Annotated in this window: 17 protein-coding genes, 1 pseudogene and 1 riboswitch; of the genes and pseudogenes, 9 read left to right on the forward strand and 9 right to left on the reverse strand. The window is 67.5% G+C overall.

Annotated features, from left to right (window positions below):
- The first annotated feature begins 36 nt into the window (after positions 1 to 36).
- The 4 genes and pseudogenes from WA670_RS18645 (at position 37) to WA670_RS18655 (ending at position 2,899) form a co-directional block, all read left to right on the forward strand.
- Positions 37 to 714: an acVLRF1 family peptidyl-tRNA hydrolase gene (locus tag WA670_RS18645; RefSeq protein WP_275293909.1), complete on the forward strand. Its 678-nt coding sequence runs from the start codon at positions 37 to 39 to the stop codon at positions 712 to 714.
- Positions 715 to 872: 158 nt separating this feature from the next.
- Positions 873 to 1,460 (forward strand): annotated as a pseudogene (locus WA670_RS45200) (ATP-binding cassette domain-containing protein); the annotation flags it as partial.
- A 114-nt stretch (positions 1,461 to 1,574) separates the two neighbouring features.
- Entirely contained in the window at positions 1,575 to 2,510 is a 936-nt protein-coding gene (locus WA670_RS45205; protein WP_370318245.1) for an ABC-F family ATP-binding cassette domain-containing protein, read from the forward strand.
- A 179-nt stretch (positions 2,511 to 2,689) separates the two neighbouring features.
- Positions 2,690 to 2,899 (forward strand): helix-turn-helix domain-containing protein, encoded by a 210-nt coding sequence (locus WA670_RS18655; RefSeq protein ID WP_003071237.1) that lies wholly within the window; start codon positions 2,690 to 2,692, stop codon positions 2,897 to 2,899.
- Here WA670_RS18655 and WA670_RS18660 read toward each other — a convergent pair.
- Complete coding sequence (locus tag WA670_RS18660) at positions 2,886 to 4,196, reverse strand: glycosyltransferase 87 family protein (protein ID WP_238607365.1); 1,311 nt, start codon at positions 4,194 to 4,196, stop codon at positions 2,886 to 2,888. The two genes, WA670_RS18655 and WA670_RS18660, sit on opposite strands and share 14 nt — an antisense overlap.
- Before the next feature lie 245 nt (positions 4,197 to 4,441).
- On the opposite strand from WA670_RS18660, the gene WA670_RS18665 reads away from it, so the two are divergent.
- Complete coding sequence (locus WA670_RS18665; protein ID WP_238607364.1) at positions 4,442 to 6,307, forward strand: ABC transporter ATP-binding protein; 1,866 nt, start codon at positions 4,442 to 4,444, stop codon at positions 6,305 to 6,307.
- 343 nt (positions 6,308 to 6,650) lie between these two features.
- Here the strand turns inward: WA670_RS18665 and WA670_RS18670 are convergent, their stop codons facing one another.
- On the reverse strand, positions 6,651 to 7,379 hold the full coding sequence (locus WA670_RS18670; RefSeq protein ID WP_037814721.1) for an SIS domain-containing protein: 729 nt from the start codon (positions 7,377 to 7,379) through the stop codon (positions 6,651 to 6,653).
- A gap of 66 nt (positions 7,380 to 7,445) precedes the next feature.
- Between WA670_RS18670 and WA670_RS18675 the strand changes: the two genes are divergently transcribed.
- The 4 genes from WA670_RS18675 (at position 7,446) to WA670_RS18690 (ending at position 11,446) form a co-directional block, all read left to right on the forward strand.
- Positions 7,446 to 8,186: an alpha/beta hydrolase gene (locus WA670_RS18675; RefSeq protein WP_240691373.1), complete on the forward strand. Its 741-nt coding sequence runs from the start codon at positions 7,446 to 7,448 to the stop codon at positions 8,184 to 8,186.
- A 90-nt stretch (positions 8,187 to 8,276) separates the two neighbouring features.
- A complete protein-coding gene (locus tag WA670_RS18680; RefSeq protein ID WP_051729088.1) occupies positions 8,277 to 9,539 on the forward strand; it encodes an SAM-dependent methyltransferase in 1,263 nt (420 codons plus the stop codon).
- Positions 9,540 to 9,648: 109 nt separating this feature from the next.
- A complete protein-coding gene (locus WA670_RS18685) occupies positions 9,649 to 10,845 on the forward strand; it encodes an LCP family protein (protein ID WP_043833270.1) in 1,197 nt (398 codons plus the stop codon).
- Positions 10,846 to 10,921: 76 nt separating this feature from the next.
- Complete coding sequence (locus WA670_RS18690; protein ID WP_238607363.1) at positions 10,922 to 11,446, forward strand: GNAT family N-acetyltransferase; 525 nt, start codon at positions 10,922 to 10,924, stop codon at positions 11,444 to 11,446.
- Positions 11,447 to 11,537: 91 nt separating this feature from the next.
- On the opposite strand, the gene WA670_RS18695 is transcribed toward WA670_RS18690, so the two are convergent.
- From WA670_RS18695 to WA670_RS18725, 7 genes are all read right to left on the reverse strand, one after another.
- The gene (locus WA670_RS18695; RefSeq protein WP_037814731.1) at positions 11,538 to 11,996 is read right to left on the reverse strand and encodes a peroxiredoxin; all 459 of its coding nucleotides are present in this window, start codon (positions 11,994 to 11,996) and stop codon (positions 11,538 to 11,540) included.
- 70 nt (positions 11,997 to 12,066) lie between these two features.
- A complete protein-coding gene (locus WA670_RS18700; RefSeq protein WP_336158359.1) occupies positions 12,067 to 13,902 on the reverse strand; it encodes a diguanylate cyclase domain-containing protein in 1,836 nt (611 codons plus the stop codon).
- 264 nt (positions 13,903 to 14,166) lie between these two features.
- Positions 14,167 to 15,570: a cytochrome P450 gene (locus WA670_RS18705; protein ID WP_051729089.1), complete on the reverse strand. Its 1,404-nt coding sequence runs from the start codon at positions 15,568 to 15,570 to the stop codon at positions 14,167 to 14,169.
- 257 nt (positions 15,571 to 15,827) lie between these two features.
- Positions 15,828 to 18,101: a 5-methyltetrahydropteroyltriglutamate--homocysteine S-methyltransferase gene (metE, locus tag WA670_RS18710; RefSeq protein WP_442893106.1), complete on the reverse strand. Its 2,274-nt coding sequence runs from the start codon at positions 18,099 to 18,101 to the stop codon at positions 15,828 to 15,830.
- A 100-nt stretch (positions 18,102 to 18,201) separates the two neighbouring features.
- Positions 18,202 to 18,415, reverse strand: a riboswitch (cobalamin riboswitch).
- A 114-nt stretch (positions 18,416 to 18,529) separates the two neighbouring features.
- Positions 18,530 to 19,630, reverse strand: coding sequence for a hypothetical protein (locus tag WA670_RS18715; RefSeq protein WP_336158361.1), 1,101 nt, complete (start codon positions 19,628 to 19,630; stop codon positions 18,530 to 18,532).
- A 36-nt stretch (positions 19,631 to 19,666) separates the two neighbouring features.
- A complete protein-coding gene (locus WA670_RS18720; RefSeq protein ID WP_336158362.1) occupies positions 19,667 to 22,186 on the reverse strand; it encodes a hypothetical protein in 2,520 nt (839 codons plus the stop codon).
- A gap of 47 nt (positions 22,187 to 22,233) precedes the next feature.
- On the reverse strand, positions 22,234 to 23,307 hold the full coding sequence (locus WA670_RS18725; RefSeq protein WP_037814745.1) for a ribonucleotide-diphosphate reductase subunit beta: 1,074 nt from the start codon (positions 23,305 to 23,307) through the stop codon (positions 22,234 to 22,236).
- Between the last annotated feature and the right edge of the window lie 12 nt (positions 23,308 to 23,319).

Genomic DNA, 23,319 nt, shown 5'->3' on the forward strand with positions numbered 1-23,319 from the left:
CGTCGCACCGCGCGGCGGCCCCGTACCGTTTCCGGCATGGCACGGCAGGTCGCAGGCGGCGGACGGGCGGTGGAAGTCCCGCCCGAACGGCTCGACGGCTGGTTCGCGCGCTTCGCCGAACGCAACCACGGCGTGCGTACGACCGTTCTCGCCGCGACGCACGTGCAAGTCACCGCCGAGAACGGCACCACAGCTACCGCGACTGTCCCGTTTGGACCGTTGAGCGAGCGAGGCGAATACTCCGGGCTGGCCGTCGAACCGTTGCTTCGCCACGTGCAGACACCGCGACTGATCGCGCTGCTGCTGGTCCGAAAAGGCGGACACTCCCTCGGACTTGCCTACGACGGCCGCGTAGTCCTCTCCCGAACCGATCGCCACCACGTGCAAGGCCGAACCGCGGCGGGCGGCTGGTCGCAGCAACGCTTCGCCCGCCGCCGCGAAGGCCAGACGCGGGCCGCGCTCCGCTCAGCCGCCCAGGACGCGTACGAGGTTCTACTGCCTCGACTGTCCGAAGTGGACGCTGTGGTGCTCGGCGGAGACCGTCGCGCGCTCGACGGACTGCGCTCCGACAGACGGCTCGCCGAGTTGTTCGACCGGGCGGAGCCGCGGGTGCTGGAGATTCCCGAGCCCGGCTATGAGGTGCTGGCCGAAGCAGCACAGCGAGCGCGTGCCGTCCACCTGGTGGTGAGGGATCGAACACCGGGACCCGAGTGAATCCGGACACGGCCGCGAAAACCGTTCGACGCCGACCCGTACACTGGGTTCGTGGTCAACAGGGCATTGGTGCGGATCCAGAGAGAGTAGCCGCCCGCCCCGCATCGCACGCGGTGCCGGGGCGCTCCAGCACGTCCACCTGACCGCCCCCGTATCCGGGAGTTCTCTTGATCACGGCCACTGGCCTTGAGCTGCGCGCCGGTTCGCGCATCCTGCTCGACGGCGCCACCCTCCGCATCCAGTCCGGCGACCGCATCGGCCTCGTCGGCCGCAACGGCGCGGGCAAGACCACCTCGCTGAAGGTCCTCGCGGGCGAGGGCGAACCGCACGCCGGCGACGTCCGGCGCAGCGGCGAACTCGGCTATCTGCCGCAGGACCCGCGCGAGGGCGACCTGTCGGTCACCGCGAAGGACCGCGTGCTGTCCGCGCGCGGGCTCGACACCCTGCTGCGCGACATGGAAAAGGCGCAGACCTCGATGTCAGAGCTGGTCGACGACAAGCAGCGGGACAAGGCGATCAACCGCTACGCGCGGCTCGAAGAGCGGTTCTCCTCGCTCGGCGGGTACGCCGCGGAGAGCGAAGCGGCGCGAATCTGCTCGAACCTCGGCCTCGCCGACCGCATCCTGTCGCAGACGCTCAGCACGCTGTCGGGCGGTCAGCGCCGTCGCGTCGAGCTGGCGCGGATCCTGTTCGCCGCCGCCGAGGCGGGCGCGGGCGGCAAGTCCGAGACGATCCTGCTGCTGGACGAGCCGACCAACCACCTCGACGCCGACTCGATCAACTGGCTGCGCGGCTTCCTCAAGCAGCACGACGGCGGGCTCGTGGTGATCAGCCACGACGTCGAACTGCTCGGCGACGTCGTGAACAAGGTCTGGTTCCTCGACGCGACGCGCGGCGAGATCGACATCTACAACATGAGCTGGCAGCGCTACCTCGACGCGCGCGCCACCGACGAGAAGCGCCGCCGCCGCGAGCGCGCGAACGCCGAGAAGAAGGCGTCCGCGCTGCAGGCGCAGGCCGCGAAGCTCGGCGCGAAGGCGACCAAGGCCGTCGCGGCCAAGAACATGGCCCGGCGTGCGGAGCAGATGCTGTCCTCGCTCGACGAGACGCGCCAGGCGGACAAGGTCGCCCGGATCAAGTTCCCGGACCCGGCCTCGTGCGGGCGCACGCCGCTGACCGCCGACGGGCTGTCCAAGTCGTACGGTTCGCTCGAGATCTTCACCGGCGTCGATCTGGCGATCGACCGCGGCTCGAAGGTCGTCGTGCTCGGATTGAACGGCGCCGGAAAGACGACATTGCTCCGGCTGCTCGGCGGAATGGAAACCCCGGACACCGGATCCGTCGAACCGGGTCACGGATTGCGTTTGGGCTATTACGCACAGGAACACGAAACGCTCGACCACGACGCGTCGGTGTGGGAAAACATCCGCCATCTCGCACCGGACACCGGCGCGCAGGAGCTGCGGAACCTGCTCGGCTCGTTCCTGTTCACCGGCGAACAGCTCGACCAGCCCGCCGGAACCCTGTCCGGCGGCGAGAAGACCCGGCTCGCGCTCGCTGGACTCGTGTCCAGCCAAGCCAATGTGCTGCTGCTCGACGAACCGACGAACAACCTGGACCCGGCCAGCCGCGCACAGGTTCTCGACGCGCTGCGCAGCTTCGCCGGCGCGGTCGTGCTGGTGACGCACGACCCGGGCGCGGTCGAGGCACTCGAACCCGAGCGCGTGATCCTGCTTCCGGACGGAACCGAGGACCACTGGTCGGCGGATTATCTGGAACTTGTCCAGCTTGCCTGACCGAGTGCGTCCGTTCGGGTGCTGACCGTGTCGGGCAAAGCACTGGAATGGCCCAATGTGATCGCGGTTTCGATCGTTTTACGGCTGTCGTCTGGCAATCCGGCGCGTAGTGTTCGATCATTGCCCCGGCAGGGGCCGTGAATGGCCCGGAACAACCACTCGGCGGGAAGGCGATCGACGTGGCTGATCTCAAGAAAGGCGCGCGGATCACCGGCAACACGCGCGACAAGCTGGCCGCTGACCTGAAGAAGAAATACGAGAAGGGCTCGAGCATCCGGGCTCTGGCCGAATCCACCGGACGGTCCTACGGGTTCGTCCACCGGGTGCTGTCGGAGTCCGGGGTCCAGCTGCGGGGGCGCGGCGGGGCCACGCGAGTCAAGAAGAAGTAGCGTCAGCGCGGCCGCTGCGCGGGGGGCGCACGGTCGGAGAGGTCGTCCGGAAGGTCAGCGCGGCGCCGAGGAGTACCAGCGGGTACACGAGGTAGCCGTACCGGGTGGCCGGAGTAAGCAGGATCAACGCGCCGAGTCCGACGGCGGTTCGCGTCAGTGCAGCGGATCCCGTCGCGGGGGGCCGGCGCGCCAGCCAGATCAGCATCGCCACCGCCGCGACACCCACCAGCACCAGGGAAATCACGGTGCCGGCCGGTCCGGCCTGCGCGATCAGATGCCCGGGCAGCGGGCTCGCCGCGGGGGAGCGGACCGCGCCCATGCCGAGCGGGAAGCGGATCACGTGCTCGGTGAACGCCGCCGGGTTCGCCAGATACACCGGCAGATGCAGCGCGATCGTCGCCGCGGCCAGCGCGCCCGCGAAGCGACCCGTTGCCGCCCAAGGATTTCCGCCGCGAGCCCGCTGCCAAACGAAGACCGCGAGCACTGCGGCGGCGGGCGCGACGATGAGTTTCGCGCTGATCACCAGCGCCAGCACGAACCCGGTCCATCCTGGACGCCCCGAAGCGGCCAGCGCGAACGTCAGCACGAGCAGGCCCACGATCGCGAGGTCCGGTCCGGCGACCGCCCAGGTCAGCGCGGTCAGCGGACAGGCGATCGCGAGCTGTGCGGCGAAAACCGGGATCCGGGGCCGGTTCAGCAGCCGCCAGGACGCGTACGCGCAGAGCACCGCGGCCAGCGCGAACATCCACCGCGCGTCGGTCAGTGCATTGAGGACCGGACTGCCGCCGAACAACGCGCGCGGGAGCCCGAAAACGGTCATCACCGGGCCGTACGGCGTGTAGTCGTTCACTTCCGGTGCGCGGTGGAGCGCGGTGATGTCGATGTACGGGGTTCCGTTCCGCAGCAACAGGTCCGCGCTGCGTTCGATCACCCACACCTCCGGCTGCGCGGCCCAGGAGAACGGGGTGATCAGCCAGTCCGTTCCGGTCAGCCGCCGGATCACGAGCGTCACCAGCGGCGCGCACATCGCGAGCACGACAACCGCGCCGATACCGATCCAGCGCGACCCGAATTTGCCGTTAGTTTGCATTACGCGGCGCGCGGAAATCGTCAGCCAGGCGCTGTGCGCGGCGGCCAATCCGTATCCGGCGACGGCGAAATTGCCCCAGATCCGATAGCCGTAGAACTCCGAAGCGAGCGCGGTGCCGAGCGCGAAGGCGAAGCAGCCGAGATAGAAGACGAGATCCCAGGCGGCGACGCGCACGGGATGGGCTTCCCCGGCACGCGCAGGGGCCATCAGCAGTTGCACCCGCGTTTCCTCCCCGGCTCGCCGACCCCGAAACGCCAGGCTACCGAGCCGGGCCGCGCCGGATCCCACCGCCCGTGGCCCGCACCGGCCCGAGGTCCGTGATCGGAATCCGAGTCCCCGGAGAGTCCTCCACGGACATCGGGAAGAATGCCGGGCGTCCCGGTGTTGTGCAGGGCATCTCCGGAAAAAAGTTCAACTAATCTAGAGGTTTTCACGAGCTGGGGGACACTCCGATGGACAACACCTGGGCGCTGCTGAGCTCCGCGATGCGGGCGGGCGACGCGCCGAAAGCGCTGACCCGAGGCACGGTCCGCCGGGTCGCGCGGTTCGCCCGGCCGCACTGGAAGCGGCTGCTGGCCTTCCTGGTGCTCACCGTGATCTCGGCGGTGCTCGCCGTGACGACGCCGGTGCTCGCGGGCAAGGTCGTCGACGCGATCGTGGGCGGGCACGAGCTGAACGTGGTCATCTGGCTGTCGGTGGTGATCGCGGCGCTCGCGATCCTCGACGCCGGGTTCGGTCTCGCGGAACGCTGGCAGTCGTCGCGGATCGGCGAGGGCATCATCTACGACCTGCGCGTGGCGGTGTTCGAGCACGTGCAGAAGCTGCCGATCGCGTTCTTCACCCGCACCCGCACCGGTGCGCTGGTCAGCAGGCTCAACAACGACGTGATCGGCGCGCAGCGCACGTTCACGGCGACTTTGTCCGGTTTGGTCACCAATGTGATCCAGCTGGTGCTGTCGCTGGTGGTGATGGTGTCGCTTTCGTGGCAGGTCACGCTCGTCGCACTGGTCCTGTTGCCGATTTTCGTGCTGCCCGCCCGCAGGCTGGGCCGCCGCATGGCCGGGCTGCAGCGCGAGGCCGCGCAGCTCAACGCCGGGATGACCACGCAGATGACCGAACGGTTCTCCGCGCCGGGCGCCACGCTGGTGAAGCTCTTCGGACGGCCGCGCCAGGAGGTCGCCGACTTCGGCCTCCGCGCCGGACGGGTCCGCGACATCGGCGTCCGCACCGCGATGCTGACGCGCTGGTTCATGACCAGCCTGACGCTCGTGTCCGCGCTCGCGCAGGCGCTCGTCTACGGACTCGGCGGCTACCTGGCGCTCACCGGCAAGCTCGAACCGGGCACCGTGGTCGCGCTGGCGCTGCTGCTGACCCGGCTGTACACGCCGCTGACCGCGCTCGCGAACGTGCGCGTGGACGTGATGACCGCGCTGGTGTCGTTCGAGCGGGTCTTCGAGGTGCTGGACCTGGAGCCGATGATCAAGGAACCGGCGGAGCCGAAGAAGCTGCCCGAGGGTGGGGTTTCGGTCGAGTTCTCCGACGTGAAGTTCGGATACCCGGCGGCGGACAAGTTCTCGCTCGCCTCGCTGGAGGACGTGGCCACTTTGGACAGCCGGGGCGGCGAAGAGGTGCTGCACGGCATCAGCTTCCGCGCCGAAGCCGGGCAGATGGTCGCGCTGGTCGGTTCGTCCGGTGCGGGCAAGTCGACGATCGCTTCGCTGCTGCCGCGGCTGTACGACGTGGACGCCGGTTCGGTCCGGCTGTCCGATGTGGACGTCAAGGACCTGAGTTTCGCTTCGCTGCGCGAAACCGTCGGCGTGGTGACCCAGGACGGGCACCTGTTCCACGACACGATCCGGGCCAACCTGAGCTACGCGCGCCCTGGCGTCGCGGACGACGAGATCTGGGCCGCGCTCGAAAAGGCGCGGCTGGGCGATCTGGTGCATTCGCTGCCGGACGGACTGGACACGACCGTCGGCGAACGCGGCTACCGCCTCTCCGGCGGCGAACGGCAGCGGCTGACCATCGCGCGCTTGCTGCTGGCGCAGCCGAAGGTCGTGGTGCTGGACGAGGCGACCGCGCACCTGGACTCGGAATCCGAGGCCGCGGTGGGCGAAGCGCTCACCGGTGCGCTGGAAGGCCGGACGTCGCTGGTGATCGCGCACCGGCTGTCGACCGTGCGGGCGGCGGATCTGATCCTGGTGGTGGAAAACGGGAACATCGTGGAACGCGGCACGCACGACGAACTGCTGGCTGCCGAGGGGCGGTACGCGGAGCTGTACCACACGCAGTTCGCGGAGGAACCAGCCGCGGCCTGACCCGAACGCCCCGGTGGGGGTTTCTCGTTGGCGCGGCGTCGTTGGGGCGATGCGTAGCATCGGCCCAACCGCGTAGCTTCCCCGCTCCCGCCGACGTACGTGAGGGGAACCCTGAGGGAATCTGATTCCCTCAGGGTTCCCCTCACGTACGTTCAGCGGGAGCGGGCTGCTCGGCGGGTCGCCGTAGGTCGGTGCTCCGCAGGGTCCGGACGAGCACCGCTGCCGCGAACCCAACGCACACCGCGCTACTGAGAACGCCCCAATGCCACATTGGGTGCGTCCGACGCACCCAATGTGGCATTCGGTGCGTCACCTGCACCCAATGCCGCATTGGGCGCGTGGGTCAGCGCAGCGCGGGCACCCGGGGTTCGTACTTGGCCAGCAGCGCCGCGTTCGCCGCGTCCCCACCCTCCACATTGGAGCTGCGCCACAGCGGAACGTCGAGCCCTTCGGCGGTGCCGCGGTCGTAAACCTCGGCCAGGATCAGGTTCCACAAAAACGCATTGACCACAGTGGACAGTGGACCGGTGCGCGGCGCGGAGGCGGGATAGCTGGCATCGCCGGGAATCACCAGCGAATCCAGCACCACGGTGCCTTCCTCGACCAGCGTCGTGGCGGACCGGCGCGGTGCCGCAGCCACGCAGGCTCGCGACGTCACGGCGATCACCGAGGCGCCGCGGCGGCGTGCGCCTGCGGCCAGTTCGACCGGGTACGGATTCACGCCGGACGTGGAGAACACGACCAGCACGTCGTCCGGTCCCGGTGCGCGTTCGGCCAAGACCTCTTCGGCGAGGCCGGAACGGCGCTCGGTGCGCGTGCTCTGCTGCGCGCCGTGCAGCGGCAGCAGTTCCGGGTGGTACACGGGATACACGCAGGCGAGCCCGCCCGCGCGGTAGAACGTCTCGGCGACCGCCGCGAGCGAGTGCCCGGCGCCCGCGGTGAAGACCAGCGCGTCGGCCCGGATCACCCCCAGCAGCAGGTCGGCGGCGGCGGACACGTGCGCGGCGTTGGCCTCCGCGGCCGCCGCAAGCTGGTCCGAAGTGTTCTTCACGAGATCCGTGGCGCTCACCACACCTGCCCTTCCTCGCGGGTCCGGGCACCGAATCTATCGGGTGGACACGCTTCGTGGTGGATTACCGTGGAGTTGATCGAAACGGGGGTGCCGGTGAACGGGAAACGGCGGAACGGCCGGACGGATCCGGCTGTGCGGGTGTGGCGGGCCCCCGGGCAGACCCGCGCGGTGGCGCTCGTGCTGCACGGCGGGGCCGAACGCAGCACCGCGGCCGTCCAGCCGTGGCGGCTGGCGTACCAGCGGATGGTGCCGCTGGCCCGCTCGCTGCACCGCGCCGGAAAGCGGCACGGCCTGGAAGTACGGCTCATGCGGAACCGGCTGTACGGCTGGAACGGGCGGACGGAAAGCCCGGTGCCGGACGCGCGCTGGGCCCTGGAACGGATCCGCGCCGACCACCCGGGGCTCCCGGTGGTCCTCGTCGGGCATTCCATGGGCGGCCGCGTCGCGCTGCGCGTCGCCGACGATCCCGCGGTGACCGGGGTGTGCGCGATGGCCCCGTGGACGCCGCAGGGCGAGCCGGTGGACGCCGTCGCGGGCCGCGCGGTGCTGATCGCGCACGGCACCCGCGACCGGATGACCTCGCCCGCCGAGTCCTACGCCTTCGCCGCGCGCGCCCGCGAGGTCACCGACCTGGTCGCGCGGTTCGAGATCGCCGGCGAGGGCCATTCGATGATCCGCCGTCCCGCGGTCTGGACCCGGCTCATGTGTGCTTTCACACTGGACCGGATCGGAGTGGGCGAGACGGACGAGACTCTTCGTCAGGCCTGGTCCCGCCCCTCCGGCGACCGGCTGCGCATTCCGGGGTAACCGGAGGGTGCGGCCCGGTCGCGAGGGCGACGGGGACGAAGCGGGAATATCATGGGGAAGGGCTCGAAAAGCCCGTTCGGAGGGAGTGTCTTGTCCACGTCACGAGTCGATCCGACAGTGGTCTCAGCGGTCTCGCAGCCGGTGCCCGACGAATCCCGATGGCCCGGTCTCGCCACGCCGCCGCATTCGCCGCTGCGGGCGCGCGCGGCCGAGGCGCTCTTCCGGCACGCGGTGAAAACGCTGGACGTGCGGGTGACGTTCCCGGACGGCACGGTGCTCGGCGCGGGCGGCCCGGACGCGCCGGAGATGCGCATCCACCGGCCCGCCGCGTTCTTCCACCGGCTCGGAGCCGACGCGAAGATCGGCTTCGGCGAGGCGTACCTGGTCGGCGACTGGACCGCGGAGGATCTGGCGGGCGTGCTGACGCCGTTCGCCGAGCGGCTCGCCACGCTCGTGCCGCCCTTCCTGCAGCGGTTCCGCCGGTTCGCCGAGCGCATGCAGCCGTCCGCGGAAGAGAACACGATCGAGGGCGCCCGGTCGAACATCCACCGGCACTACGACCTGTCGAACGACCTGTTCAGCGCGTTCCTGGACGAGTCGATGATGTACTCCTCGGCGCTGTTCGGGCCCGGGGACACGCTCACCCAGGCGCAGCACCGCAAGCTCGACAGCGTGCTCGACTACGCCGGCGTGCGCAAAGGCAGCGAGGTGCTGGAAATCGGCACCGGATGGGGCGAGCTGTCCATCCGCGCGGCCTCTCGCGGCGCGAAGGTGACGTCGCTGACCATCTCGCAGGAGCAGAAGGTGCTCGCCGACGCGCGGATCGCCGAGGCGGGCCTGTCCGACCGCGTCGACGTGCGGCTGTGCGACTACCGCGAGGCCACCGGCGAGTACGACTCGGTGGTCAGCGTGGAGATGATCGAGGCGGTCGGCGCGTCCTACTGGCCCACGTTCTTCTCCACGATCGGCAAGCGCCTGCGCCCCGGCGGGCAGTTCGGCCTGCAGGCGATCACCATGGACCACGACCGGATGGAGGCCTCGGCCAAGTCCTACACGTGGATCCACAAGTACGTCTTCCCCGGCGGCATCATCCCGTCGGTGCAGGCGATCGAGGACGGGATGCGCGAGAACACCCGGCTGAAGCTGGCCGGGATGCGCGAGTTCGGCCAGGACTACGCCCGCACGCTCAAGCTGTGGCGGGACCGCTTCCAGCAGCGCTGGGACGACATCCGCGGCTTCGGGTTCGACGACGTGTTCCGGCGGATGTGGGAGTTCTACCTCGCCTACTCCGAGGCCGGGTTCCGGTCGGGGCACCTGAAGGTCCACCAGTTCGGGTTCGCCGACCCGCGCTGACCTCTCCTCCCCCTTCCGGAACAACCCGCGTAGGGTCCCGCACGTCCACCGCAGGAGGACCGTGCAGGATCCTGCGCGGCCACACCCACCGGATCGGGGAGACAGGCCCATGACGTACGGAGGCGACGACGGCAGGCGGCGGATGCCGCCCAGGCCACCGCAGCCCCCCGCACGCCCGCGTCAGCAGCAGCAGCGGGCGCAGATGCTGCCGCTGCCGGGGAGAGGGCAGAGCCCCTACGACGCCCGCACCCGGCCGATGGGCGCGCGCGGCGAGGCCCCCGCTCCGCCGCCCGGACCGCCGAGGCAGGACCCGCCGGAGCACGGCGGCCGCCAGCCGCGGCCGCGTCGTCGCCGCCGGTGGAGCATCGGCAAGATCCTGATGACGCTGCTGATCGTGTTCGTGCTGTTCGTCGGCGCGATCTGGGCGTATCTCGAGTTCTCCATCAACCGGGTGGACGCGATCGGCGACTACTCCGGGCGCCCGGCCGCCGCGTCGGGCACGAACTGGCTGATCGTCGGCTCGGACAGCCGCCAGGGCCTGACCGCGGAGGACGAGGAGCGGCTGGCCACCGGCGACACCGGCGAGGCGGGCGGGCAGCGCACCGACACGATCATGATCGCGCACCTCCCGGACAACTCGACGAAGCCGACGCTGCTGAGCCTGCCGCGCGACTCGCAGGTGAAGATCCCCGGCCACGGCACGAGCAAGATCAACGCGGCGTTCGCCCTCGGCGGGCCGAAACTGCTGGTCCAGACGGTCGAACAGGCCACCGGGCTGCGCATGGACCACTACGCGGAGATCGGCTTCGGCGGCTTCGCGAACATCGTCGACGCGATCGGCGGCGTCGACATGTGCATCGACAAGGACATGAGCGACCCGATGACCGGCATCGACATCAAGGCGGGCTGCCAGAAGCTCGACGGCCGGTCGGCGCTCGGGTTCGTCCGGATGCGGCACGCCTCCGCGACGCCGCGCTCGGACCTCGACCGGGTCGCGAACCAGCGGAAGTTCATCGGCGCGCTGGTGAGCCAGGTGGCGAGCCCGGGGACGCTGCTGAACCCGTTCGACTTCTTCCCGCTGCTGGGCTCCGCGCCGGACGCGCTGACCATGGACACCGGCGACCACGTGCACAACCTGGTCGGCCTGGCGATCGCCATGCGCGGCATTTCCTCCGACGGCGTCACGACCACGACGATGCCGATCACCGACGCTTCGGCGCAGCACTGGGACAAGAAGAAGTCGGCGCAGCTGTTCGACGCGCTGAAGAACGACACCGAGGTGCCGCAGGACATCGTGGTGAACTGACGTTTTCTTGGGAAACGGCGGCGGCCTTCGCGAAATTCGCGAGCCTGCCGCCGTTTCTGCTGTCAGGATGGCTCGCATGGAAACTCTCGCCGACGGTGTGATCACCCTCGTTCGCTGGCGCCCGGACCATCGCGACGCGCAGGTGGAGACCGTCGTGGGATCCCTGGACCACCTGGCCGCCTGGATGCCCTGGGCGATCGACGGTTACGACTCCGCCAAGGGGGACGAGTTCCTCGCCCGCGCGGCGGCGCAGTGGGAGAGCGGCGAGGAGTACAACTACGCGATCTTCACGCCGGACGACGAACTGGCGGGCAGCTGCGGGTTGATGCGGCGCGGGGACGGGTGGGAGATCGGGTACTGGCTCGCGAAGTCCCAGACTGGCAAGGGTTATGTGACGCGGGCGAGCGCTTTGCTGGTGTCGTTGGCCTGGCGGCTGGACGCTGCGTATGTGCTGATCAAGCACGATTCGGAGAATGCGCGCAGCGGCGCGGTTCCGGCTCGGCTGGGGTTTTCGCGAGTGGGGGAGGAGAAGGCCGAGGGGCGGCTTCCGTCGGCTTGCAGCGGGGTAAATGTGGTGTGGCGGCTTGAGCGGGCCGCTTGAGTCTGCGGTTGGCTTCTGTCGAAAGCCGTGAGGGGAACCCTGAAGGAATCAGATTCCCGGAGGGTTCCCCTCACGTACGTTCGCCGGGTAGTCAGGCGTCCGCGCGCTCCCGAAGGACTTTCAGCGCCCGATCCGCATGCGCCGTGAAGTTCAGTTCGCTCTTGATCACGTCCAGCACCCGCCGGTCCTCGCCGATCACGAACGTCTGGCGTTTCGTGTGCAGGGGCAGGATTTTGCGCCACACGCCGAACTGCTTCGCCACCGTGCCGTCCACATCGGACAGCAGCGGATAGTCGAAACCGTGCTTCGCCGAGAATTCGCGCTGTTTGCCGACCGCGTCCGGGCTGATGCCGACCCGTTGCGCGCCCGCCTCGGCGAATTCCGCGGCGAGGTCCCGGAAGTGGCAGCTTTCGGCGGTGCAGCCGCTCGTCATCGCGGCCGGGTAGAAGAACAGCACGACCGGGCCGTCGGCCAGCAGGGCGGACAGGGTGCGTTCGACGCCCTGGTCATCGGGGAGGGTGAAGTCGGGGGCGAGGTCGCCAGGCTGCATCGGGGAGGGGTCCTTCCGGAAAAGAGGTCGTCGTGCCCGGGGGTTCGGCGCCGGGCGGGCGGCGGATGGGTCAGCTGGCGTGCCGGGCGATCATTTCGTCGACCTCGTCGCCCGTCGCGGACTCCGCTACGAACGAACCCCGCGCTGCCAGCACGCCCTGTTCCCGCAGGCGTGCGGCATGACCGTGGTCGCGCACGCCCTCCGCGCCGATGCGCAGCCCCAGTTCCTTGGCCCGCGTGACCAGTTGCGACAGGTGCCGCACGTCAGTCTCCGCCGGGTTCGGGTCGGCCAGGGCGTCGACGACCGGACCGCTCAGGATCACGTGTTTCACCGGGAGCTGGTAGCGCGGGATGAGTTCCAGGTCGGACGATCCGGTGATCGTGAGCACGAGCTGCGCGCCGAGGTCGGCGAGCACGCTGAACGAGTCCAGCAGTTCGCCCTCGCTGTCGAACATCGACTCGCGGTCGGTGCACAGCCGCAGCGCTCGTGCGGGCAGGCGGTGCCGGTCGAGCTGGTTCTTGACCATCAGCACCAGGTCCTCGTCGGTGGCGAGGCGCTTCGGCAGGCGGATGCACACGTCCGGCGCGGCGGGGCCGTACTGTTCGCGCCAGCGCGCGGTCGCGCCGAGCGATTCCTGCAGCAGCCATTTGCCGAGCGGCACGGTCATTCCGGTGGTCTGCGCGAGCGGGTAGAACTCCTCGGGCCCGAGTTCGCCGCGTTCGGGGTGGCTCCAGAGCAGTCCGGCGTTCACCGCGGCGATTTCGTCCGGCTTCGCGAGTTTGACCGTCGGCTGGTAGATCAGCGAGAACTCGCCGTTCTCCAGCGCACCGGCGATCACCGCGCCGAGCTGGTAGCGGTTGCGGTCCCGTGCGTCGAGCTGCGGGTCGAACAGCATCCACTGCGCCTTGCCCGCTTCCTTGGCGCGGTGCAGCGCCAGTTCGGCCGCGCGCAGCAGGTCGCCGTGGCTGCCTTCGTTCGCCGGGCGCACGACGATCCCGATGCTCGCGCTGACGCCGATGCCGTGTCCGTCGACGTAGACCGGCTCGCTGAGTTCCTCCAGCACCTGGTCGGCCAGCAGGACCGTCTCCTGCCCGGTCAGCGCCGGGCCGCGCAGCAGCACCGCGAAACCGTCGCCGGACAGCCGCGCGACGTAGCCCTCGTGCTTGCCGGCGAACACCGCCTTCAGTTTCCGCGAGATCTCCTTCAGCACCTGGTCGCCCATGCCGGCGCCGAGCCCGTCGTTGATCACCTTGAACCCGTCGATGTCCAGGTACAGCAAGGCGATCTCGGAGGAGCCGCCCGAACCGAGCGCGAGTTCGAGCTGGGCGGTGAACGCGGCGCTGTTGGGCAGCCCGGTCAGCGGGTCGTGCAGGTTCTGGTGCCGTAGCCGTTCCCCGAGCAGGTGCAGGTCGTCGTCATCGGCGGCCATGAACACCGGGAAGTACGTGCCCGGCCGGTCGCCGGGCAGCGACGCGAGCGTGACGTTCGTGGTCAGTTCGCCGTCGCGGCTGTGGCCGAGCTGCACGCTCTGCACGGTCCGGCGCGCGTCGGCGGTGAGCGGCAGGCCTTCGAGCGCGGTGCGCAGCCGGGTGGCGTCCTGCGGGCCGGCGGCGAGGTCCGCGATGTGCTTGTCCCGCAACGCGGCCGCGGACGTGCCGAGCAACCGGGCCAGCGCGCCGTTCGCCTCGACGACGTTCCCGGCCGGGTCGGTGAGCGCGATGCCGAGCGGCGCGGAGGAGAAGAGCGCGGTGAACCGCCGCGTGGCGCCCGCGTCCTCAGGACGCGCGGCGACCTCGCCGGCGAAGTCGAGCAGGATCCGCTCCACCTCGGCGGGAGGGAGCGTTACTCCGTTGGTGTCGGTCAGCGCCGCCGCGTACTTGCGCGCGACGTCGACCAACCCTGGCATGGCACCAGGCTCCGGCACACTCCACCTCTTCATACGCGGACAAAGACCAGCTCAGACCCGGTGCGGAGGATCCGAAGACCCACACTGGGTACGAGTTGGCCGCAAGTGATGCCACGGCATCACGGACCAAACAGGGTGTCTACCGGCTGAACGAGTGATGGGCACTACACAACTGGTGACATCAAGTCACCTTGAGTACACGAAGGTGGCTTGTACTGCAGTTTTGTCTCCAGCTGTCGACCTTTCTGTCCCGCTCGGCGGCCGTCAACGATAGGCCAACCGGGCGGGCAGTCCGTCGGCGGGCACCGGAAGCGAGACGTAGTCCCACTTCGCGACGTAGTCCTCGGGCACCGACCAGCGGTGCGCCCGCAGCAGTTCGTGCATGAGCGCTTTCACCTCGAGACCGCCGAACTGCAGCCCGATGCACTTGTGCGCGCCGCCGCCGAACGGCATCCACGCGAACCGGTGCGCTTTGTCCTCGCGGCGGTCCGGGCCGAACCGCTCGGGGTCGAAGCGCAGCGGATCGGTCCAGTGCTCGGGGGAGTAGTGGTTCAGCGTCGGCGAAACCGCGACCATCGTGCCTTCCGGCAGGTAATGGCCGAGGACGGAAGTGTCCTTTGTGGTCTTTCGTGCCAGCGACGGCACGGGCGCGCGCAGCCGCAGCGCCTCCTTCATCACCAGATCCAGTGTTTCGAGGCTCTCCAGCGCGTCGAGGTCCGGCAGGTCGTCGCCGAGGCGCAGCGACTCCTCTCGGGCGCGCTCCTGCCATTCCGGGTGTTTCGCGAGGTAGTAGGCCATCGCGCTGGCGGTGATGGTGGTCGTGTCGTGCGCGGCCATCATCAGGAAAATCATGTGGTTGACGATGTCGGCGTCGCTGAACCGGTCGCCGTCCTCGGAAACGGCGTGGCAGAGCGCGGAGAACAGGTCGTCGCCGTCCGCGTCGCGCTTGGCCGCCAGGTTCTCGCCGAAATAGCGCTCCAGCGTCCGCCTGCCGCGCAAACCCGCGGCCCAGCGACCGCCAGGCACCGGATAGCGCACGACGGCGGTACCGGCGCGCACAGCGGCCACGAATGCGCGGTTGATGCGCTCGGCGTCGGAGGCGGAGCGCATGCCCATGAAAACCTGCGTCGCGACGTCCAGCGTCAGCTGCTTGAACGCCCAGTACAGCTGGGGGCGGCCGGAAGGCAGCGCGGCGACGCCCTCGCGCAGCGCCGGACCCATCTGCGCGACGTAGCCGCGAAGCCGGTCGCGCGTGAACGCCTCCTGCATGATCCGCCGGTGCAGGTGGTGCTCGCCGAAATCGAGCAGCATGAGCCCGCGCTCGAAGAAGCGCTCGATGAAGAACTTCCAGCCCTCCTGGGAAAACGCCTTGTCCTTGTTGACGAGCGCGGCCTGGGTGGCTTCGGCTCCGGACAGCGTCACGATCCGCTGGCCGAACACGCCCATCCACGACACCGGGCCGAACTGCTCGAAGCGGTGCAGGCTGAAGTCGAGGCCGAACCGCATCCCGTCGAGCGTGTGGCCGATCAGCGGCGGCCCGTCGTCGCCGAGCACCGGCTTCAGGCCGCTGCCCGCCGGGGGCGCCGCGAGTTCGCGGACCGGCCAGCGCGCGCCGAGCCAGCGTTCGTCGAACTTGCGCGGCAACGGGATCGCGGTCAGCGGCGGCATCCGGCCGCGCAGGTTCTCCGACAGCCGCGTGACGCCGTCGCTCCCCGCGTGGGCGACCTTGCCGAGCGCGCCGCCTGCCGCCGGGAGCCTCGTCTTTCCGGTCACGTCCGCCATGGCGACCACCTCCCGGTCAGGGTATCGGCCGCCTCCACGGTCCCGCGTTATTGACGCATTGACAATACCTCGCGGGCCTGCCGTTCGGGTGATCCTCGGGCCGGTGCCGGGCAGCGGGACGCGATGCCCGGCACCGGGACGCGTCAGCGAGGTTCGGCGCGCAGTTCCCGGGCCGCGCCGACCAGATGCCGCAGCGCCGGCTCGACCTCGGCGTAACCGCGGGTCTTGAGACCGCAGTCCGGATTGATCCACAGCCGTTCCGCCGGAACCGCGCCGAGCGCCGTGCGCACCAAGTCCGTCATCTCGGTCTGGTCCGGCACGCGCGGCGAGTGGATGTCGTACACGCCGGGTCCGACGCCGCGGCCGAAGCCCGCTTCGTTGAGGTCGGCGAGTACTTCCATCTTCGAGCGGGCGGCCTCGATGCTGGTGACGTCGGCGTCGAGGGCGTCGATCGCGGGCAGCACGTCGCCGAATTCCGAGTAGCACATGTGCGTGTGGATCTGCGTCGTTTCCGCGACGCCTGAGGTAGCCAGCCGGAACGCGGGCACTGCCCAGTCGAAATACGCCTCGCGGTCCGCCGCGTGCAGCGGCAGCAACTCGCGCAATGCCGGTTCGTCGACCTGAATGATGCGGATTCCGGCGGCCTCCAGATCCGCGACCTCGTCCCGGACGGCCAGCGCGACCTGGCGTGCGGTGTCGGCCAGGGGCTGGTCGTCACGGACGAACGACCACGCCAGGATCGTGACCGGGCCGGTCAGCATGCCCTTCACCGGGCGGTCGGTGCGGCTTTGCGCGTACTGCGCCCATTCGACAGCCATCGGGCGTGGCCGGGAGACGTCGCCGAAGAGGATTGGCGGGCGGACGCAACGGGATCCGTACGACTGGACCCAGCCGAGGGCGGTCGCCGCGAAGCCGGTCAGTTGTTCGGCGAAGTACTGGACCATGTCGTTGCGCTCGGGTTCGCCGTGGACCAGGACGTCTAGGCCGAGGTCTTCCTGCAGCCGTACGACGCGGTCGATTTCGGTGCGCATCGCGGTGCGGTAGGCGGTGTCGTCGAGTTTGCCCGCGCGGTGTGCGGCTCGGGCTCGGCGGACCTCGCTGGTTTGCGGGAAGGAGCCGATTGTGGTGGTCGGGAGTGGGGGCAGGTTCAGTGATTGTTGTTGTGCCGCAGCGCGTTCTGCATACGGCGCGCGGACGGTGTCTACTGGGCGGAGTGCGTTGACTCGTGCACGGACGTTGGCGTCGTTGAGTTCGGCGGCTCCGGCTCGGTCGGCGGCCGCGGCTCGGGCTGGAGTGAGGTCTGCGGTCTCTCCGCTGAGGGCTCGGCCTAGCAGGACGACCTCGTCCACCTTTTGCTTCGCGAACGCCAGCCAGTTCTTGAGGCGCGGGGCGAGGTCTGTTTCCGCGTTCACGTCGTAGGGGACGTGAAGTAGCGAGCACGACGTTGAGATGCTCACGTGTGCGGCGGTGTCTCGCAGTTGTGCTGCGTGGGCTAGTGCGACGTCTGGGTCGGTGCGCCAGACATTTCGGCCGTCTACTACTCCGGCTAGGACTTCCTTGTCTCGCAGTGCTCCTTCTGCTGCAATTTTGTCCACAAAGGACTCATCGGTTACCAGGTCCACGGCTATTGCTTCGATGGGGGAGCGGGCCAGGACGCCCAGTGCTCGGCCGAGGCCGCCGAAGTATCCGGCTGCCAGCAGCTTCGGGCGATGGATTTCCTTGGCCAGCCAGTGGTAGGCGCGGGTGAGTGCGTTGAACTCCGGCGTGGTTCGGTCGGCTGCGAAGGCTGGCTCGTCCAGCTGGACCCATTCGACGCCCTCGTCGGCCAGTTTGCCCAGAAGTTCGGCGTATGCGGGCAGTAGTTCGTCCAGCAGTTCCAGTGGGGTGAAGCCGGGTTCGGTGGGCTTGGCCAGCAGTAGGAAGGTGACTGGTCCGACGAGTACCGGGCGTGGCGTGATGCCTAGTGCCTTTGCTTCGCGGACTTCGTCGATCGGGGCGGTGCCGGTGAGTGCGAAGCGGGAGTTCGGGCCCAGTTCCGGGACCAGGTAGTGGTAGTTGGTGTCGAACCACTTCGTCATTTCGAGGGCGGGTGCGTCCGGGATTCCTCGTGCGGCGGCGAAGTAGGTGTCCAGTGGCGAGAGGCCCAGCCGGGTGAAGCGGTCCGGCAGAGCGCCGAAGAGGGCGGCGGTGTCCAACACCTGGTCGTAGAGCGAGAAAGTGCTGGACGGGATCGAGTCGAGGCCCTGGTCTCGCAGGGTTGTCCAGGTTTGCTCGCGCAGCTGGCGTCCAGCGGTCAGGAGGTCTTCTTCGGTGGTTTTTCCTGACCAGTAGGACTCGAGTGCTCGTTTGAGTTCTCGCGCTGGGCCGATCCGCGGGTAGCCGAGAATCGTGGTGCCGATCGTGTTCACAGCATGCATCCTCACGTGCTCGCCGGAAGAGTCCGGGCACGCGGAAGTCGTGCTTCGGTCGGTGCCCTTCCCGCGAGGCCCGGACTCACGCACGCCGTCGGCGTGCGTGCCAGTGGCAGGTATTCGGACTCGTGGGCGTGGTGCTCGTGCCTACCGGCTGTCGCTTCCCGGGCTGGGCACCCAGTGCTTTACCGCGTTTCGCGGTGACAGCTTTCGTTCCCACATACCGCTGCGGGGCAGTCCCGGAATCGCACCGGGTTCCCTGTTGCCTCGCCCGCGCGCGGCCGCGCGAAAAGCTCGGCCACGCACTGGCGAACCAATGGCGTGGCCGAGCTTAGCGCTTTCGGTGGGGATCCGACACAAGCCGCAATCGCATCTCGCGCAGTGGGATCGCTGTGTGAGAGCCATGGTGCAGGCGAATCGGTGCTCTGCCGGGCTTAGTCTCGATAAGGCTGCCAGCCATCGCTTGTCGCGTCGAGCACCAGCGCGCTCAGCTTCAGCGTTCCGCTGCCGGTCGACGTCCAGTTCATCGAGAGCGACCCGATCTGGACAGCGTCCGTCATTAGCGGATCATCCAGCCAGACGACGTTCCCGCAGCCCACCGCGAGTGAGAACTTGTCGGGAACCTCAAACAGGACGGTCGTGACTTCGCCGCCACGGAGATCTAGGTTGCTCACCGGCAGCACAGGCGGGTCGCCGTAAGCGACCAGCTGTCCGAAGACATCACTGGCCGCAACGGTGATCAGGCGGTCGACCTTTCTGAAGGCTTCGCTATACGAGCGGGCCTTTCCGGAGAGTGAAGCGACGAGGTCGGCGGTCACTTGCTCGCGATACTTGGCGCGGGGGAGGGCCAGTGCTGGTTCGTGCGCGTCGACGGAGGCTGACGAGAGCTCTTTCTGTAAGCGTTTGCGAGCGTCGGCGAGTTCATTCTTCGCCATGTCGTCCAACCCTGCTGCTTCCTCCTCAAATGATCTCCACAAGTCCGTGCGGCCGAGTGCCGCAGCCACGGTATGTGCAGCATGCACCAAATCCGCATGCATTTTCGGCGGCGTACCCAAAAGGCTGCTTGTGTCAGGCGGGTGGGGCAGGTACTGGAGACCTTGTCGCCGCTCACCTCGGGTCCAAACGAGCTCGAAAGTCCACTCCTCTGTGGTGAACGGAGTGTTGAAGCACAATTGCGGAGCTTTGATCAAGGGATAACCAGGCAATCTCGATCTGAACCAGGCGATAGTTCTGCGGTGAGCGGAATCGATCCGTTGGGCCGCGGCGAGCCATCGCGCGAAACTTGCGTCCCGCGTTGCCCGATGAAAGCTGAGGTTGGAATCCAGAAGCGGCGGGATGTTCGTGCCAAGCCGAAGCGGGTGTGCCATTGCGCTCCCGAATCCGGCATTTAGCTCTTGCAGAACACCAGGCACCCCGTCAGATTTTTGCGAGGCATTGCGGGGCAGGAAAATTCGGAAGGTATTTGCAAGAGGAGTTTTCGACCAGAGATCAGCTTGTTCCCAGACGGCCGTCCACAAATCAGCGTAGGACGTCATGTTTTCCTCTCCGCTCGGGTATGGTTCTTCGAATAATCAGAGCCAGTTTCGTTCAGTCAGGTCGTTGATCGCCGCGCGTATCCGGCGGACCGCCGCCTGTCGAGCCGGTTCTCTGACCAGATGGCTCACTACCGTGCGGCTTGCAAGAGGTGTGGTCTCAGGTTGAACCCCTGCGTGGACGGCTACTTTGTCGGTCCGACGGTAGTCGACATGCCAATCTGTGATACCGAGGAAGTCAACATGTGCGTGAAGTGCGGCGGTGAGGCCGTATGGGCCGATCGCGGCGGCAAGGATCTCTGCCTTTCCCGGCGGCGCTATCGTGGGAACGAGTTCGGCGAGCGCTTGGGCTTCCTGACTCGCGTGTAGCGCCAGCGCGTTACACGCGTCCTCCCGTGATTCGAAGTGCGATTTGCTTGTTCCAGACGAATTTGGCAGGGCATCCAAAAGCGCTAAGCGCCACAATCTTACTGCCACGGAAAGCGGGCTCGTCGGTGATCCGCAGACTGCGTTCATTGAACTTCGCGCTAGTATCTTTCCCTCGGCGGGATTGACCCACCGGGGTGATCCTTCGCAAAGTGATGCGACCACCCGATCGCCGTCGCGCCACATCGCAACTGAGCAGAGAGAGCCTGGCGGCGCAAGTCGCCGGAGAAGCGAGAACACCTCCGTGGGGAAGGACTCGCAGGCCGGACGAGCGTCGTATTCGGCTAGCTTGATTGCGAGATACGGCATATCTCGCGTGACCTTGTCGGAGATGTCGTCGGTCACTCCACCGATAGCAGCAGCGAAAAGCACACGCTGCTCGTCCTCTTGTCCGAGTTCGCCTGGCCACGAGGACAGGCCGTTGGCGAGAGCTGCGCCAGCCAGATAGTCCGCGTAGGAATCGTGAATCGGCGCTTGCACCTGCGTATTGCCTATCGAAGCGACGAGGCCGGTCCGTTGCAGCGTCTCGCGCAGCGAAGCGGAGTCGACGGGTACGCCAGCGTCCTTCAACCTTTGAGCGGCCGCGTGGAGGCGACGATTCCATTCCACAGGATTGGCGTATCGTCTGCCTTCGTCGAGCAGCGCGGCGAATACAATCCCCAGTGCCGCAACGGCGACGTGAACGTTGTCCGCGTTCCCTCGCTCGGCGAGCCGGCTCACTGTGGCCTCGTAGATCGAGGCCCGGTCGGTGAATTCGATGCCGTCGAGGAGCAGTCGGACGCCCATCGACAATAACATGGGATTGCCCGCTGCGTCTCCGAGCGCGGCTTCCGCTTGCACTGCAAGCCGTCGGCACACGTGATCATCGGCTCCCGTCATTCCGCGAACAAGCTCCAGGCGTGCAGTCCAATCGAAGCCGACGGTCAGGTAACGGGCTGGTTCGACAGTCGTCGGAAGCACTGAGCTCAGTGCAGCAAGGTCCCGTCCGACGAGTACAAACTGTGCGCCGACTCCAGTCGATGCTGGTACCCGGATCTCGTCGCGGAGCGCTGACCGGACCAGTGGTGGCACCTCGGAAACGCCGTCTATTACGAAGACAGCGCTGCGATCATTGAGAAGTTGCCGTCCCGTAGCTGCAGGTAACGTACGGCCGACAACGGCGGACAAGGCGTCCGCTGCCAACGCATCCAGCCGTCCTTCGAGATATGCTTCGGCGTGTCCGATAAGAACGGTCTTGTTGGACAAGGCAGCTTCGTGCCGAAGCTGCTCCATCGCTGTCGACTTTCCGCTACCAGTTCCTCCTGCGATGATGACGGGGCCTTTGACATCCAGCAGGCCTGAAGCTATTGTCTCCTGCGGTGCATCGAAGAGATCCGAGGAAACGACGCGGGATAGCGTAGCTGATACCGAAGCCAGGCTTTCGCAAGCGATTGATCGCTCGTATTCGCTACGCAAAGTTGATGGCCAACGGTCAGATTCTGGTACGTGGGTTAGCCCTCCGAGGACTTCGGCGATTTCAGCTTTGGTAACGATTCGTTCGGTCGGCGCTTGGCGCCCAGCCCGGTCCATGAGCAAGCGAAACAGCTCGTCGACAACATGCCGGGCAGTCGCTTTGAGGTCGGTTTCCGTTCTCGCGCCGGGCAGTATGGAGCGCACTTCCCGTTCCGCGTCATGCAGGACTTCTTCGGCACCGGACTTTTCCAGGCGAATTCGAGCACGGCTCAGCACCTGGCATGCGTCATCGGATGTATGGACGTTAAGCAGTTTCGCCAGAGCGGCTGGATCGCCCTCGGCTGCCGCTTCGAGAGCGACTCGTACAGACTCGCCGCTCGTCCCGAGAGTGCCGTTGGTGATGAATTCGAAAGTTGCTGTTCTGGCGACATCGAGCGTTGCCCAACTGCGCATAATGTCGAGTAACTCTTTACGACCCCATGCCCTGTTGCTTACGCGCGACTTGATTTGCGCAGCCTCGACAACAGTACCGAGGATGTCATGGACTTCGATGTCCATGACATCCTCAGTACCCTCTGCGCGAAGGCTTCCCAGAGTCTCGTCCGCGTGCACGTCAAGCGCGATGCGGACGGCATGAGCTTGTTGGTAGCCGATACCTCGGACTGTGTCGACACCGCTCATGACTTGCCCCTTTGCCAGTCAAGCAAGTGGTCCCGGAGAAACCGGGATCAGTCCCAGTCGAGCGCGCCGCCGGACTGGTATTCGATGACGCGGGTTTCGAAGAAGTTCTTTTCCTTCTTCAGGTCCATCGCCTCGGACATCCACGGGAACGGGTTTTCGTTCTCGCCGTAGATCGGGGAGAGGCCGATCTGCTGGGCGCGCCGGTCGGTGATGAAGTGCATGTACTGCTCGCACAGGTCAGCCGACAGGCCGAGCATGCCGCGCGGCATGGTGTCTCGGGCGTACTTCACCTCGAGCTCGCACGCGTCCTGCAGCATTCCGCGTACCTCGGCCTGGAACTCCTCGGTCCACAGGTGCGGGTTCTCGATCTTGATCTGGTTGATGCAGTCGATGCCGAAGTTCAGGTGGATCGACTCGTCGCGCAGGATGTACTGGTACTGCTCGGCGATGCCGACCATCTTGTTCCGCCGGCCCAGCGACAGGATCTGCGCGAAACCGGTGTAGAACCACATGCCCTCGAAGATCACGTAGAACGCCACGAGGTCGCGCAGGAACGCCTGGTCGGCCTCCGGCGTGCCGGTCTCGAAGTCCGGGTTCTCCAGGTTCTGCGTGTACTTCAGCGCCCACGCGTCCTTGTCCGAAATGGACGGGACCTCGCGGTACATGTTGAACAGCTCGCCCTCGACCAGGCCGAGGCTTTCGCAGATGTACTGGAAGGTGTGCGTGTGCACGGCCTCCTCGAACGCCTGGCGCAGCAGGTACTGGCGGCACTCCGGGTTCGTGATCTGGCGGTACACCGCGAGCACGATGTTGTTGGCCACCAACGACTCCGCCGTGGCGAAGAAGCCGAGGTTGCGCTTGAGCATCTGCCGCTCGTCCTCGGTGAGGCCGTCCGGCGACTTCCACAGCGCGATGTCGGCCTGCATCGCGACCTCGGTCGGCATCCAGTGGTTGTTGCACGCCGCCAGGTACTTGTCCCACGCCCACCGGTACTTCATCGGCAGCAGCTGGTTGACGTCGGCGCGCGCGTTGATCATGCGCTTGTCGTCGACGTTGATCCGGGCCGCGCCGACCTCGATCTCGCCGAGGCCGGTCGCGTCCGTCGTTTCCACGTTCGTCATGGTGCAGGAATT

The organism is Amycolatopsis sp. VC5-11 (genome assembly GCF_037034185.1).
Classification (GTDB): Bacteria; Actinomycetota; Actinomycetes; order Mycobacteriales; family Pseudonocardiaceae; genus Amycolatopsis; species Amycolatopsis nivea.